Source organism: Adlercreutzia aquisgranensis (assembly GCF_943193145.1).
Lineage (GTDB): Bacteria > Actinomycetota > Coriobacteriia > Coriobacteriales > Eggerthellaceae > Xiamenia > Xiamenia aquisgranensis.
On sequence record NZ_CALPDA010000001.1, the window covers coordinates 32,338 to 47,156 of the forward strand.

Below are 14,819 nucleotides of genomic sequence, written 5' to 3' on the forward strand. Positions count from 1 at the left end.
TAGATGAAAGTGCGGCCCGCGCGGAAATACCAACGAATTGGCGAGACGCATTTTTGCGGCTGCTGGCAAGCTTGAAGGGTGCTTTCGGGCGACAGCGCGCGGCGAAGAGTGGGAGTGCGGCGTGGCAGCCCGAACGTTTAGGGAGGCCTTCGGGCAAGGGAGAGAAGAGAGGGTGAGAATGATGAGAGCAGCTACTGCGAAGACGATGAGCGTGATCATGGGCGTCGGCATGGTTGCCAGCAGCGTCGCGGTCGTAGCGGCGCCCGGGTCCCAGGCCCTGGCGGCTGCCGATCCCGATCAGGCGGCAACTCGCAACGCCGAGGGTGTGGTCGCATCGCCGAGTGCTGTTCGCGTGGCCGACGTGGCCGGCGCGTTCGCGTTCAATCAGGAGGCGGTGACGGGCAACCGCGACATCGCCACTACGTTCCGTACGGCTGCAGCGACGCTGTGCGCCTCGCTGCCGAAGTATGCCGTGGACGAGGTGGCCACCGTGTGCGTGAACGGTCCGGCTGGTTCGTCGTTCGCCATGATCGCTGGCGCGGATGGCGCTTCTGACGTGGAGAACGTCATGATCGGATGTGTGTGCGCCACCAACGCTGCTGGTGGCGGCGCTGCGGCGAATGCTCGTGTGTCCGGTACCAGCCTGCAGTCCCTGGCCGCTCGTGCGGGCGCCTAGGCGATAGATAAGAGAAGAGGTGTGACGATGAGACAAGCACGGATTGAGCAGAAACTGGCTTCCCGCAAGGTGCGTCTGCTGGGAGCTACGGCTTGCGTGGTAGCTCTGGCGCTTTCGCTGGTTGCCTGCGCACCGCAGGCGCCTACGAGCGGGGCTTCCCAAAGCGAACCGGTGACCGCAAGCGCTGCCGCTGATGATGCAACGGCTGGCGACGCGGCGGCCGACGATGCGAGCACCGATACGCTGGGTGCCGCGGCCTTCGGCTATGCGGACTTCCGAGACAAGAGCTCGGGCGATTACCCGGATTCGTACTTCACCGAGAACTTCGTGAACGCCGGCAACCGCGGCTGCAACGCATGCCATGAGGACCTGTGGACGCTGATCGAGGACCTGAACCCGCTGCAGCACCTGGCCTCTTCGGCTCCGGGCTACGGGAAGAACGCCACCTACATGGACTGCTACCTGTGCCATGACGGCACCCCGCTGCACGGCGTGATGCTGAAGGAGCCCGTGCATTCGGTGCACTATGCCAGCACGATGTTCACTGACGAGCTGGGCGGCAACTGCTTCAGCTGCCACGCGCTCGACCAGAACAGCGATTACGTGATGTTCGACGCCTACAAGCACACCGACGAGTTCGGCGGCTTCAAGGACTCCGGCTCCGACAAGCAGTGGGCGTGGGTGCAGGGCCGCGAGTGGCCCAACGGTCACGTGACGGGCATCTCCATGGCGCGCGATATGGACGTGTCGCTGGTGAGCATGGACCAGGATCCGTCGGCCCAGGAGGATATGTACAGCGCTTCGAACTACGTCATCCCCCAGATCGACGCGAAGGACTGGACGCTGAAGGTGACCGGCGTGCAGAACGAGCGCACCTTCACCTACGAGGACCTGAAGGCGCTGCCGCAGACCGACGTCACCATGCTTGAGGCGTGCGTGGTCAACACCATCGGCAGCTACCAGCTGGGCAACGTGCCTGCTCGCGGCGTGCTGATCAAGGACCTGGTCGAGGCGTGCGGCGGCGTGCCCGAGGGCACCAACGCCGTGTCGGCCATCGGCGAGGACGGCTGGAACTCCGTGGCTCCCAGCCTGGACTTCCTGCTGGAGAACGACGGCTTCATCATGCTGGAGGCCTGGGGCGAGCCGCTGAGCGTGGAGATGGGCTACCCGGCGGTGTTCGCCATGCCTACCGCTCCTGCGGGCCTTTGGAACAAATGGCTCGTCGAGCTGGACTTCCTGCCTACCGACGGCTTGGGCGACTTCCACTTCATCTCCGGCACGGACTACGTCGAGGAGACGGGCGTGATAAGCGCGAACGGCCGCGTCGCGTCGGTGAACTCGGGCTGGCTGTCGCCGGTGAACGACGGCGAGACGGTGAGCGCTTCCGGTCCGGTGCAGCTGGAGGGCTACGCGTACAACTGGGGCCACAACGGCAGCCGCATCGAGCAGATTGCCTTCAGCTCCGACTACGGCAACACCTGGACCTACATCGACGTGCCCGCCGACTACGACATGAAGAAGTGGACCCACTGGGTGGTCGAGTGGAATCCGCCGGCGCCCGGCACCTACGAGCTGTACCTGTGCGCGATCGACTCCACGTACGGCTGGCAGCAGTACCCCTCCGCCATCACGGTGATTGCGGAATAGGGACGAGCTGATTCGCTGCGAATCGGCATGCGAAATGCGGCGGCCCTCGGGTCGCCGCATTTTTTTGTGGGGGCGCGGACGCTGGCGCGGGTCGGAGGGCGGCGGCTCGCGTGCTGGGAGCCGCGAGCGGGCTGCGGGCGCGGGTGCCAGAAGCTGCGAGAGCGAGCAGGCTACGGGCGCGGGCGGGGCGAGTGTGCCACGGGCAGCAAGCAATCTATTGAAAATCGGATTTTTTTGGGCGCCGCAAATGTGAAATTATACCCCATATGAACTGGGATTTTATCAATTATCCTAGGTCGCAGGCTCAGCCAAATAATCCGGTTTTCAATAGATTTTCCGCGCCGAATCCGTCTTGAGCCTTCGAGGCGAACTGTTGCGCGCCTTGGGCGGCTGTCGCCCCTGCGCCCCTGCCGCCTCACCGCCTGCCGCTTCGCGCCGTCGCCCCTGCACCCGGCCGGGTGCCCCCCGATCGCTTCGCCCCGGCGTCTCCCACCGCTGCCCCGCATCGTCGCCTCTACACAGCTCCTTTGCCGGCGATGCCTCGATGCAGTACGTCCATGAGATCTTGGCGGTCGCAGACGCCGATCTTGCGGTAGATGCTGCTGATGTGGTGCTTCGTCGTGCTCTCGGCTATGCACAGCTCGTTGCTGATGTAGGGGGCGCTGCGCCCGGCCGACAGCAGCGCTAGCACTTCGGTTTCGCGCGGGGTCAGCCCGCAGGCCTCGGCAATGCGTGCGCAATTGGAAGTTGAAGCGGAGTCGGGCTCGCCGGTTTGACGCGGCTGGTAGAGCTTCGCCAGGTCGGTTGGGGTGAACACCACGCTTCCCACCAGCACTACGATGATTGCACCCACCAGAAACGCCGCCGGGCGCGTGGAAGGTGCCAGTGCGCCGTCGGTGAGCAGCACGTATACGCTGGCCGAGGCGATGGTGGTTCCCAGTCGCATGCAGAACAGCGCCAGCCCGAAGCAGATGGCCACGGGGCGTCGCGTGCGGAAGGCGATGTCGGTCGAGACAATCATGACCAGAATATCAGTGCTGAAAATGGCCAGCAACACCAGCCCGTTTCCCGCGAAGGCCAGCGACGCGGGCAGCTGCGAGAGCAGCACCAATCCAATGACGAACGCCGGCACGATGGGCACATACAGCGAGAGCACCTCTACGGCCGGCTGCCGCACGATCAGGTAGAGCACCAAAACCACCAGCATGGCCCCGGCGATGAGCAGCGAGTACGACATGGTCTCGGCCGGAACGGTGCCCGATACGTTCAGATAGCGCTGGGTGAATCCGTGCACCGCCCCCAGCGCCACCAGGGCAACCACGATGCGGGCTGGCGAGAGCGACTCGATCTCGAAGTCTATCTGGGAGGGGCTGCGCTTCTCCTCGGTGCGGCACGAGCGCAGGATGAGCACCGAGATGACCGGAAACGCCGACATGACCAGGCCTCCTACGAGCTGCGGCAGCGCGGTCACCAGGAAGTACAGCACGAATGCGAAAGCGTAGGAGGCGTACAGGTACCGGCCCACGCGCCCGGTGGCCAAGGTTGACCACAGCTCGCCCCACATAATCAGCAGCAGGGCGTTTCCGGCGGAGAACAGCACGGCACCCAGGAAGAATAATGCGTCAAGGCTGCCGGAATAGACGAAGGCGGTGAACAGCACCAGACATAGCGCGCCGGCGCTTCCCAAGCCGCCAGCCAAAGCGAAGCAGCGAGGATTGGCGCTGAACGGCCCGAACTTGCGGCCGGCAAGCACCACAGCCAAGTAGCCCATCGTGGTCAGGATGGTGATGCAGAAAAACGCGTTGAACAGCGTGCCCGAATGCGAGCGCTGGGGAAGCGCGATGTCGGAGCACATGGCCAGAATCCACCATGCCTGCCAGAAGCTGAACCCGAACAGGTTCAGCGAGATGCCCCCGCGGGCGTTCGCCGATCCTGCGCGACCCGTCATAGTGCCCTCCCTCACGTCGCTGATCCTTGCCAGGAAACGAGCGCGCTGGAAGCTTTGGGCGCCGCGGCTTGCCTCCATTTCGCGCTGTTGCAGCATAGCAAATTCGCGGCTCGCAACCGCGGCTAGCCTATGGCACCTTTCGTACCATTTTGGGGTTTTCCCAGGGAAATAGAACGAATCGGTCGTCGCTGGCGGCGCTGCGGGTCCGCTAGGCTGCATCCGATGCCGCGGAGGGTGCGGCAGGAGAGGGAACTCGAGAGGCGAAGGGCGTCTGCGGCGGAAGAGTCGCGGCCCCAAGCAAGCAAGGAGGAATCGCATGAGCAAGGATCTTTCGCGTCGCGGCTTTCTGACCGGTGCTGCCGCAACGGGCGCGCTGGCGGCTTTCGGGGCCATGGTGGGTTGTTCCCCGGCCCAGCCGAGCGGTGCGGCGGACGCTTCGAAGGACGCTGCCCCTACCCAGGCCGATGCCGCTCCGGCGAAGGCGTCGGATTCGGCACAGGCTGGCTCCCAGGGCGGCTGGTCGTGGGAAACTGCTCCGGCACCCATCGCCGATGCCGACATCGTGGAAACCGTCGAGTCCGACATCGTAATCGTGGGCGCGGGCATCGCCGGCGTGACGGCGGCTCTGCGCGCTTCGCAGCTGGGCGCTTCGGTGACCGTGGTGGAGAAGATGCCCTTCCCCAGCAGCCGCGGCGGCCATTACGCAGCCTACCAGAGCAAGGCCATGACCAACGCCGGCATCATGAACGACCCGAAGGACGAGGTCGTGTCCGACTGGCTGCGTTTTTCCGCGAACCGCACCAAGGAGGAGCTGGCGTGGCTGTTCATGGACCGTTCTAGCGAGGTGATGGACTGGCTTGACGACCTGTCCGGCGACCAGCTGAACATCATCCCCATCTACACGCGCTACGCGGGCAAGCAGTACTACGAGCACCTGGGCACCCACGTGATCCGCGGCGACTTCCCCGACAACGAGAACAAGGTGAGCGCGCCGGTGTACTTCATGTGGAAGCAGGCTGAGGAAGGCGGCGTGCGGTTCGTTTTCGACACCGCCGGCGAGCAGCTGGTGAAGGAGGGCGACCGCGTGAGCGCCGTGGTGGCCAAGGGCGCCGACGGTTACAAGAAGTTCGTGGGCACGAAGGCCGTGATCCTGGCCACGGGCGACATCTCCGGCGACGAGGAGATGATCGAAGCCTACGGTGACAAGCTGGGCCTGAAGCCTGCGGTGAACGCTTACACGCCCCAGGGTGCCAATACCGGTGACGGTCAGAAGATGGGCATGTGGGTAGGCGGTCGCATGCAGGAGTACCCGGTGCCCACCATGATCCACCTCATCCGCTACTGCGGCCTGAGCTTCGGATTCATGTACGTGAACCAGGAAGGCTCGCGCTTCATGAACGAGGATACCTGGATCCAGGCGAAGTCCGTTCGCATCATGGAGCAGCCCGGCGGCGAGTTCGCTTGGAGCGTGTTTGACGCCAACTGGGCTGACGACGTGGCCCGCTCCATTCCGCTGGCCGGCGGTCAGTTCTGGGACGACATGTCTCGCACGAGCGTGGAATGGACGCCGGAATCGGCCACCAAGGTGATCGATGGTGCCATCGAGGCGGGCAACGGCTTCAAGTGCGACACGCTGGAAGAGCTGGCCGACGCCATGGGTGTTGACAAGCAGACCTTCCTGGCCGAGGTGGAGAACTACAACAAGCTCTACGAGGCCGGCGAGGACACCCAGTTCCACAAGCGTGCCGAGCTGCTGAGCGCCATCAAGGAGCCGCCGTTCTACGCGCTGAAGTTCGGTCCGTCGCTTCTGGCTATGCCGGGCGGTCTGGAGATCAACGAGAAGCTGCAGGTGCTGGACCAGAACGACGAGCCCATCGAGGGCCTGTACGCCATCGGCAATGCGTCGGGCGGCCGTTACGCGGTGGACTATCCGGTGTTCATCAACGGCAACAGCCACGGCTCTGCCATGACCTGGGGATACGTTGCCGCCGAGAACATCATGGGCAAGTAGGCCCATCGGCGCCGAGGCTGCGGCGGAGTGCCGCAAGCGACTGGGATGCCCTGGGCCAGCGAGCGGATAAAAACCGGCAGCGCAAAAGTGCTGCCGGTTTTTTTTGTTGCTGCTGGCTTTTTGGCCAGGGAAGATTCGAAATTACACCCTATATGACCTGGCCTTTCCCCTATCACACCAGGTTAGAAGGTCAGCCAAATAATCCAGTTTTCAACAGGTCGCCCTTCAAGAAAGCCCTCGAATCTCTGCCAGAAAAAGCGGTGATGCGCGCATTACCTTGCTCTCTATGTCGCTCTCTATCTGCTCTCGAAATTGCTCTCTATATCGAGAGTAATATCGAGAGCAGATAGAGAGCGTATCGAGAGCGGGTAGAGAGCATATCGAGAGTAGAAATCAAGGGCGGCGGGTGTAACTCGGTGCTTGTCCGTCTACCGTGCGATAGAATGGGCCAAACACGCGACAAGCCGAGGAGAGCGCTGTGGGGAGCTTCAGCTACGGGTACGCAAAAATCAACGAGGAGTTCTACGAGGAAGTTCTCGTCGAGCACATGGTCAACGAGCTCGGTTGGACCCACCTTTACGGCCCCGATGTCGACCGAACCGACGATTCGTATCGTGACGTGTTCCTTCCCGAAGTGCTGCCGTCGGCGCTTCGTCGCATCAATCCCTCTTTGCCGCAGCAGGCAATTCGCGAGGCTGTGGCGAAGATAAGCAGCAACGAGGCGGGCGACCTCGCCAAGCGGAACGAGCTCTTTAGCGATTACTTGCAAAACGGCGTTGAAGTGCACTTTTTCGACGGCAAGGAAGAGCGAGACGACATTGTTTACCTACTGGATTTCGACAATCCTGCCAATAACGACTTCCATGTGGTCAACCAGTGGACCTTCGTCGAGTACTCGGAAAAGCGTCCTGACGTCATTGCGTTCGTCAACGGGATGCCTTTGGTGCTTTTCGAGCTGAAGAGTCCTTCCCGCGAAGAAACCGACGCGTCGGATGCTTACTTGCAGCTGCGGAATTACATGCAGCAGATACCCTCGCTCTTCGTGCCGAACGCGTTTTGCGTCATGAGCGATATGAGCGAGACGAAGGTCGGCACCATTACGGCCGATGAGGATCGTTTCATTGCGTGGAAATCGTCGGATGGAGACTACTCGCAGACCAGCATCGCCAACTGGATGACCATGCTTGACGGCATGATGCGGAAAGACCGCCTGTTGGACATCGTTCGGAATTTCATTTGCTTCAACAACACTTCCGAAAAGACAATCAAGATCTTGGCCGGCTACCACCAGTACTTCGCCGTGAGGAAAGCCGTTGCTCGTGCGGAGGAGGCTATAGCCGGAGATGGGAAGATCGGCGTCTTTTGGCACACGCAGGGCTCGGGTAAGTCGCTTTCCATGGTGTTCTTTGCGCATTTGCTGCAGGAGAAAATCGATAGTCCAACCATTGTTGTCATCACCGACCGAAACGACTTAGACGACCAGCTGTATGGCCAGTTCGGCCGTTGCTCTAGTTTTCTGCGTCAAGAACCCGTGCAGGCCGATAGCCGCAAGAATCTTAAAGAGCTTCTGGTGGGACGTCAGGCGAACGGGATTATTTTCACGACGATGCAGAAGTTCATGGACGGAGACGAGCCTCTGTGCGACCGAAGCAACGTGGTGGTGATGGTGGACGAGGCCCATCGAGGGCAGTACGGGCTGACGGAGAAGATGGATGCCGAGGGAAACGTTACCATCGGCGCGGCTCGCATAGTGCGCAAGGCGCTGCCTAACGCATCCTACATCGGGTTTACCGGCACGCCCATCTCGACTGATGATAAGAACACGCGCGAGATATTCGGCGACTACATCGATGTGTACGACATGACCCAGTCGGTGGAGGACGAATCCACCAAGCCGGTCTATTACGAAAGCCGAGTCGTAGCGCTGAAGCTTGATCCCGAAACGCTGGGGGCTCTGGACGAGGCCTATGCGGAATTCTCGGAAGAAGCCGACGAGGCAACACTGTCGAAAAGCAAGCGCGACTTGGGAGGACTTGATGCGCTTTTCGGCGCTCCGGAGACTATCGATGCGTTATGCCAAGACATAATCAGCCATTACGAAAACAACAGGGCCGACATTCTGGCGGGAAAAGCGCTCATCGTTGCTTATAGCCGACCCGTGGCCATGAAGATTTACGAACGCATGCTTGAGCTGCGTCCCCAGTGGCAGGAAAAGCTGGGCGTGGTTATGACTATGGGAAACCAGGACCCCGAAGAGTGGTTCAAGGTTTGCGGAGGCACCACCCATAAGAAGGAGATGGAGCGCAAGTTCAAGGATGATAGCGACCCGCTTAAGATCGCCATCGTGGTGGACATGTGGCTTACAGGCTTCGACGTCCCCAGTTTGGCAACCATGTACGTGTTTAAGCCGATGAAGGGCCACAACCTCATGCAGGCTATCGCTCGCGTCAATCGTGTATGCCGAGGCAAGGAAGGCGGCTTGGTCGTTGATTACATCGGCATCGCCAGGGCGCTCAAGCAAGCCATGAAAGACTACACGAACCGCGACCAGAGCAACTACGGGAACATGGACATTGCCGCCACGGCCTATCCGCGGTTCCTGGAGAAGCTGTCGGTGTGCCGCGATCTGTTGTACGGCTTCGACTACAAAGAAGCCATCTTCTCGAAGAGCAAGACCCAGCTTGCTTTGGCGATTGCCGGGGGAACCGATTGGCTGCTTGATCCGCAACATGCCGAAGACATGGAGGATTTCCTGAAGCAGTGTCAGCTCATGAACCAGGCCGAATCGCTGTGCCGGAGTTTGGTATCCCCGGAGGACCAGCACGAAGCGGCCTTCTTCAGCGTGCTTCGAGTGCAGGTTCTTCGTCTGACCGGCCGCAGCTCGTCTGGCGGCAAGGGCATGACCTACAAGGAGTTCAACCAGCGGGTGAGCGCCATTTTGGAGCAGGCTGTGCATGCGGAAGGCGTTATCGACCTGTTCGAGAAGGACAGCGTGGAAATCTCTCTGTTCGACGAGGCGTTCTTGCAAGAGCTTGCCAACATGCCGCAGAAGAACATAGCCCTCGAAAGCTTGAAGCGCCTGATAAAGGAGCAGATACGGGCGTATCAGAAAACCAGCGTGGTGCAGGCGGAACGCTTCAGCGATCTGCTGCAGAAGACCCTCAACGCCTATCTGAACGGCATGCTCACCAACGCACAGGTCATCCAAGAGATGGTCAAGATGGCCCACGAGATGATGGCGAACAGGGACGAGGCTGCTGCGCTGGGGCTGACTGACGAGGAGCTGGCGTTCTACGACGCCATAACCAAACCGCGGGCGGTCAAGGATTTCTACAGCAACGATCAGCTGGTGGCTATTACTCGAGAGCTTACCGAGGCTATGCGCAAAAGTGCTACTATCGACTGGCAGCGCAAGGAGAGTGCGCGAGCTGGGATGAGAAGGACTATCAAGCGCTTGCTTAAGCGGTACAACTATCCGCCGGAAGGCGTTGACGGCGCTATGGATACCGTCATGAAGCAGTGCGAGTTGTGGGCCGACACGAAGATCTACGAATAGGAACGAGCTATGGCGAGAACGAAGAAGGACAACACCCAGGAGATCGGCTTCGAGGAGCAGATATGGCAGGCCGCCGACAAGTTGCGCGGCAACCTGGATGCCTCCGAGTACAAAAGCGTCGTGCTGGGGCTCATCTTCTTGAAGTACATTTCCGACAAGTTCGAGGAACGCTACCAAGAGCTGGTCGACGAAGGCGAGGGATTCGAAGAGGACCGCGACGAATACACGTGCGAAGGTGTGTTCTTCGTGCCGCAGAAGGCCCGCTGGTCCGTTATAGCATCGGCGGCCCATACGCCGGAAATTGGCAAGATGATCGATGACGCCATGCGGGCGATCGAGGATGAGAACACGAAGCTTAAAGGAGTGCTTCCCAAGAATTTTGCTCGGCAGGAGCTGGACAAGCGCCGGCTGGGGGACGTGGTGGATCTTTTCACGAACGTGCAGATGGCCGAAAAGGGCGACACGCGCGACATCCTTGGGCGAACCTACGAGTACTGCCTTTCGAGGTTTGCCGAGAAAGAGGGGAAGAACGCCGGCGAGTTCTACACGCCAACCTGTATTGTGCGGACGCTCGTCGAGGTGATTCAGCCGTTCCATGGGCGAGTGTACGATCCTTGCTGTGGGTCGGGCGGCATGTTCGTGCAGTCGACGGATTTCGTGAAGCACCATGCCGGCAAGATTGACGACCTTTCTATCTACGGGCAGGAGAGCAACCCCACCACGTGGAAGATGGCCACGATGAACCTTGCCATCCGGGGCATCGATGCCGATCTGGGCGAATTCCAGGCAGATACATTCTTCAAGGACCTCCATAAGGACAAGCGGTTCGACTTTGTTCTGGCAAACCCGCCGTTCAATCTGAGCGATTGGGGCGGAGACCAGCTGAAAGACGACCCTCGTTGGAAGTACGGCATCCCTCCCGAGGGGAATGCTAACTTCGCATGGCTGCAGCACATGATTCATCACCTGTACGACGATCACGGGCGCATCGGCATGGTGCTGGCAAACGGGTCTCTATCGTCCCAGCAGAGCGGGGAGGGCAACATCCGCCGGGCTATCGTTGACGCCGACCTGGTGGAGGGCATCATCGCCATGCCGGCCCAGCTGTTTTACAGTACCGGCATCCCCGTGTCGCTGTGGATTTTAGACAAGGCGAAGAAGCAGCCAGGCAAAACGCTCTTCATCGACGCGCGAGAGATGGGCACCATGGTGACGCGCAAGCTTCGCGAGTTCACCGATGGGGATATTGCCAAGGTGACAGAAGCGTTCAATGCGTTTCGGGATGGGACGCTGGAAGACGAAAAGGGCTTCTGCGCGGCCGTGCCTACCGAAGAGATTGCCAAGCAGGACTACATCCTCACGCCGGGCAGGTATGTCGGCATTGCCGAAGTCGAGGAAGATGGGGAGCCCTTCGAGGAGAAGATGGCTCGTTTGACCGGCGAACTGGCGAAATGCTTCGAAGAGTCCAATCGCCTGCAAGAGCAAATCAAGAAGAACCTGGAGGCGATCGGGTATGGAATGTAGAGTGCGCCTCGGAGATGTCGTTAAAGTTGTAAAGCGGGGCGTAAAGCCAGAACCCGGCATTGTGTATCGACACTACAGTTTGCCTGCCTTTGATAATGGGATGCGCCCCGAAAAAGTAGATGGCGATACTATTCGAAGCAGTAAGCTCGTCGTTTTTCCGAATACTATATTGATGAACAAGTTGAACGTTAGATTTAAGAGAGTGTGGCCGGTTCTTGAATGCAATGATAGGTCAATAGCATCAACCGAGTTCATGCCGTTAAAGGTTGAGGGCGCGGACTACTGGTACATCTACTACTATCTCATTTCTCCGGCTTTGACATCTTTGATCGAGGGAATGCGTACCGGAACATCAGGAAGCCATCAGAGAATCGACGCTTCGTCCTTTTTGGGTATTCAGATTGATTTGCCTAGTTTGAAAAACCAGGAAGCGATAGGTCGCATTCTTCGTGCGTTTGATGAGAAGATTGAACTCAACAATCGGATAAACGATTATTTAGCTGCGGTATGCGACAGTGTCGCAGAGTCTTTGGGTGTCGATGGCTCATCGGTATTATCGGATATGTGTTCGCAGACAAGCGCAAAAATCGCGTGCAGTGCAGCGTCGCCTGAGAGCTACGTCTCTACCGAGTCTTTGCTACCCAACAAAGGCGGCCGGCAGCTCGCCTCGTCTCTTCCGACAACAGGGAAAGTTACATCCTACCAGGCTGGAGACACGCTAGTTTCCAACATCCGCCCGTATTTCAAGAAGATTTGGTATGCGGACCGAGAAGGAACTTGCTCTGGTGATGTCATTGTCTTTCGGGCCAACGAGCCTGATTTTGCGCCATACTTGTATTCAATTCTTCGCAGCGATAGCTTTTTCGAACACGTTATGGCTGGATCAAAAGGGACAAAGATGCCTCGTGGCGACAAAGGCCAGATGATGCGGTATCCAGTTTCATGCAACTGCGGTGAAGAGATTCTCAAAACGCTAGCATCAATACTTGATCAAATTAGCCTAAACAATAGAGAGAGCGCCCGAATGACGGCACTGAGGGACTCGTTGCTCCCCAAGCTCATGTCGGGCGAAATCGACGTCTCGCAGATCGACCTTACGCAGCTAAATAATCGTTTATCCGATTGTTGAGCTCGGTTTTAGAGTCAAGAGAGCCGAGGAGGAACTCGATTCTCTCCTGGGTAGGCAAAGGCGGAATGCAAAGTTCGATTTCGTTTAGGACTTCTGTTGAGAGGCTCGGAACGGCGGTCCCTATGTTTAGGCTAGCGAGGTCCTTTGTTAGGAGCTGATAGTAGAGAAACTTGGGCCTGATTGCCGTATCGTCTATTATGGTCCAGAAGAGAGTGTCAACCGTCCAGAAGGGAGATTCGGAATAGAATAGGTTGCCAAGCGTCCCTTTTCGCGGGATTAGGACGGATGGGCCAGAGTAAAGAGGTCTGTCGATATGTCGCATAATTCCGCCAGATCCATAAACAGGATATGGTCCGTCACCTAGCGTTTTGTGGTCCTTTCCGTATTTGATCACGCAGACGTCCGATAATTTGACATGCTTCACTCCAAATACCTCCTGTGCGAGGCCTTTACGTTGCTTTGGTTCACCATGGCGTAGTGCATGGTGGTGTCTATTTTCGCATGACCGAGTAGCCTTTGCACCTGTTCGATGGGCATCCCTTTGTCGATGGCGTGTGTGGCAAGCGTACGGCGGAACTTGTGGGGGTGTACTCGTCGGATACCGGCTCTTTTTCCCAGCGTTCTAACACGGTGCTCAACGCCGCATATACTGATTCTTTCGGGGGCTTCTCCTCGAAGGCTGACGAATAGGGCCGGGTTGGTGTCTTGTCGACTCTCGATGTATAGCTGCAAGTGACGTTTGGTTCTGGCGTCGAAGTAGACGGGCCGCTGCTTGTTTCCCTTTCCGGTGACGATGCATTCCCGCTCTTGTAGGTCAACGTCTTCGATGTTCAGTCTTACCAGTTCGCCTACGCGCATGCCCGTTGATGCGAGCATGTCCACAAGGGCGAGGTCGCGGGGAGAGGTGCAGAAATCGCGGAGCGCTTCCAGCTCTTCGTCGGTCAGCACCTCTTTGGCGATGACGGCGGTTTTAACGCGGCGAATGCGCCTGACGGGGCTTTTGACGATGTAGTCTTCGTCCTCGAGCCAGGAAAAGAAGCTGGACAGGATTCGTCGAATATTGTCGATGGTAACCTTGCTCGCCTTGCGGGCGATTTCGTAGTCGGCAAGGTATCGCCTTAGGTCGTCGCTTCCGATTGTCGTGTAGGGCTTGCCAATGGCGCGATTCATATGGCGTATGGTGCTTTCGTAGTAGGCGATTGTTTTCGGCGAGCAGCCCTCTACTTCTTTGGCGGTAAGGAAAAGGGATAGCAGGTTCATGCCTTCGCTGCGGGTTTCGCTTTCGGGTGCAAGGGCGTGGCTTAGTACTTCGCTAAGTTGTTTTAGCTGATCGCAAGATAAAATGGGTTGCATTTGCGCAATGACGGTGTGGATAACAGTCTCCATAGGGCGTCCTTTCGTTGGGGCAGTGGAGACATTCTGCCAGCTTGACGAACGCGCTGGAGCCTCCAGAGCGGCAATCAGCCAACCAAGGTGTCGCGACAAACGATTATTTAGCTGCGTAAGGTCGATTTGCGAGACATCGATTTCGCCTGACATGAGCTTGGGGAGAAGCGCGTCTCTTAGCATCCTCAACTTTCGTCCTTCGATTCTCAGTCCTATCATCTCATCAACCATTGGCTGCATGGTAGCCGTCAGCTCAGCCAGTGTATTGCCAGGTGGAATCATAACCTCGGATTCTTGAAGCGCACTGCGCTTTATGTGACCCATTGTCGTAGCCCTGTCTTTGGCCATGGCGATAAAACGACGCAAGTGGTGTTTAGTCCACATGTAATAAAACCAAGACGGATAATCCTTTGATGTGACCTTAAATAAGTGCTGGTTGAGTCCAGCATCCCCAGCAGCCCAAAAATCAAGGAGAAGCGTCCCCGACCACGAGAATATGAGATCACCGTCGTGGATTACGACGCTTTCATCTATGTCGCTTCTGCACCTCTCGGCATCCGCTCCGCAATAGCCCTGTCCGAGTTCGCGAATTTTGAGAACTGGCAGCCCCCTATCGTTGCCCCCTGGCCTGAATTTCTGCATTGCAAGTCCATTTTTATAGTTGGCAATATCAAGTAATGTCGCTCGCTTCCAGCTAATGTCAGCATCGATAAGAACTTGTTTGAATTGAGCATCAAGCAACTCGACTAAATAATCGTTTGTAGGGCTTGTTGATGCAGCGTCGGCCTTCCTCTTGTGGATAGCGACTTCCGTTTGCTGCGAGAGGAATATTGCATCTCGCTCTTGATTGACGGCGGGGGGGGGGGTGCTTTAATTGCTCTGGAGAGAGGGGTACCGGTTGTCGTTGCATCGTGCTGGTAGCCTGTTGCTTAGGACGGAGCA

At 58.4% G+C, this 14,819-nt stretch carries 9 protein-coding genes; 6 read left to right on the top strand and 3 right to left on the bottom strand.

All coding sequences use genetic code 11. The features are described from left to right. Nucleotides 1-178: 178 nt before the first annotated feature. Together NFR41_RS00125 and NFR41_RS00130 are read left to right on the top strand one after the other, a co-directional pair. On the top strand, nt 179-676 hold the full coding sequence (locus NFR41_RS00125) for a hypothetical protein (RefSeq protein WP_251230197.1): 498 nt from the start codon (nt 179-181) through the stop codon (nt 674-676). A 27-nt stretch (nt 677-703) separates the two neighbouring features. Beyond that, a complete protein-coding gene (locus tag NFR41_RS00130; RefSeq protein ID WP_251230198.1) occupies nt 704-2,323 on the top strand; it encodes a molybdopterin-dependent oxidoreductase in 1,620 nt (539 codons plus the stop codon). A gap of 514 nt (nt 2,324-2,837) precedes the next feature. Here the strand turns inward: NFR41_RS00130 and NFR41_RS00135 are convergent. Further along, nucleotides 2,838-4,286 (bottom strand): helix-turn-helix transcriptional regulator, encoded by a 1,449-nt coding sequence (locus NFR41_RS00135; protein ID WP_251230199.1) that lies wholly within the window; start codon nt 4,284-4,286, stop codon nt 2,838-2,840. 301 nt (nt 4,287-4,587) lie between these two features. Between NFR41_RS00135 and NFR41_RS00140 the strand changes: the two genes are divergently transcribed. From NFR41_RS00140 to NFR41_RS00155, 4 genes are all read left to right on the top strand, one after another. Continuing rightward, nucleotides 4,588-6,282 carry an FAD-dependent oxidoreductase gene (locus NFR41_RS00140; protein ID WP_251230200.1) on the top strand — a complete coding sequence of 565 codons (1,695 nt, stop codon included), beginning with the start codon at nt 4,588-4,590 and terminating at the stop codon, nt 6,280-6,282. A 478-nt stretch (nt 6,283-6,760) separates the two neighbouring features. Continuing rightward, a complete protein-coding gene (locus NFR41_RS00145; RefSeq protein WP_251230201.1) occupies nt 6,761-9,838 on the top strand; it encodes a type I restriction endonuclease subunit R in 3,078 nt (1,025 codons plus the stop codon). Between the two features lie 9 nt (nt 9,839-9,847). Beyond that, entirely contained in the window at nt 9,848-11,362 is a 1,515-nt protein-coding gene (locus NFR41_RS00150; RefSeq protein WP_251230202.1) for a type I restriction-modification system subunit M, read from the top strand. Further along, complete coding sequence (locus NFR41_RS00155) at nt 11,352-12,491, top strand: restriction endonuclease subunit S (protein WP_251230203.1); 1,140 nt, start codon at nt 11,352-11,354, stop codon at nt 12,489-12,491. Before NFR41_RS00150 ends, NFR41_RS00155 begins: the two co-directional genes overlap by 11 nt. On the opposite strand, the gene NFR41_RS10555 is transcribed toward NFR41_RS00155, so the two are convergent. Both NFR41_RS10555 and xerA read right to left on the bottom strand, forming a co-directional pair. Then, the gene (locus tag NFR41_RS10555) at nt 12,457-12,915 is read right to left on the bottom strand and encodes a restriction endonuclease subunit S (RefSeq protein ID WP_432762675.1); all 459 of its coding nucleotides are present in this window, start codon (nt 12,913-12,915) and stop codon (nt 12,457-12,459) included. The genes NFR41_RS00155 and NFR41_RS10555 overlap by 35 nt on opposite strands. Next, on the bottom strand, nt 12,912-14,618 hold the full coding sequence (xerA, locus tag NFR41_RS00160) for a site-specific tyrosine recombinase/integron integrase (RefSeq protein WP_251230204.1): 1,707 nt from the start codon (nt 14,616-14,618) through the stop codon (nt 12,912-12,914). Before xerA ends, NFR41_RS10555 begins: the two co-directional genes overlap by 4 nt. Between the last annotated feature and the right edge of the window lie 201 nt (nt 14,619-14,819).

Coding starts and splice junctions, on each gene's coding strand:
- NFR41_RS00125 (WP_251230197.1), top strand. CDS start 179: ATGATGAGAGCAGCTACTGCGAAGACGATGAGCGTGATCATGGGCGTC.
- NFR41_RS00130 (WP_251230198.1), top strand. CDS start 704: ATGAGACAAGCACGGATTGAGCAGAAACTGGCTTCCCGCAAGGTGCGT.
- NFR41_RS00140 (WP_251230200.1), top strand. CDS start 4,588: ATGAGCAAGGATCTTTCGCGTCGCGGCTTTCTGACCGGTGCTGCCGCA.
- NFR41_RS00150 (WP_251230202.1), top strand. CDS start 9,848: ATGGCGAGAACGAAGAAGGACAACACCCAGGAGATCGGCTTCGAGGAG.
- NFR41_RS00155 (WP_251230203.1), top strand. CDS start 11,352: ATGGAATGTAGAGTGCGCCTCGGAGATGTCGTTAAAGTTGTAAAGCGG.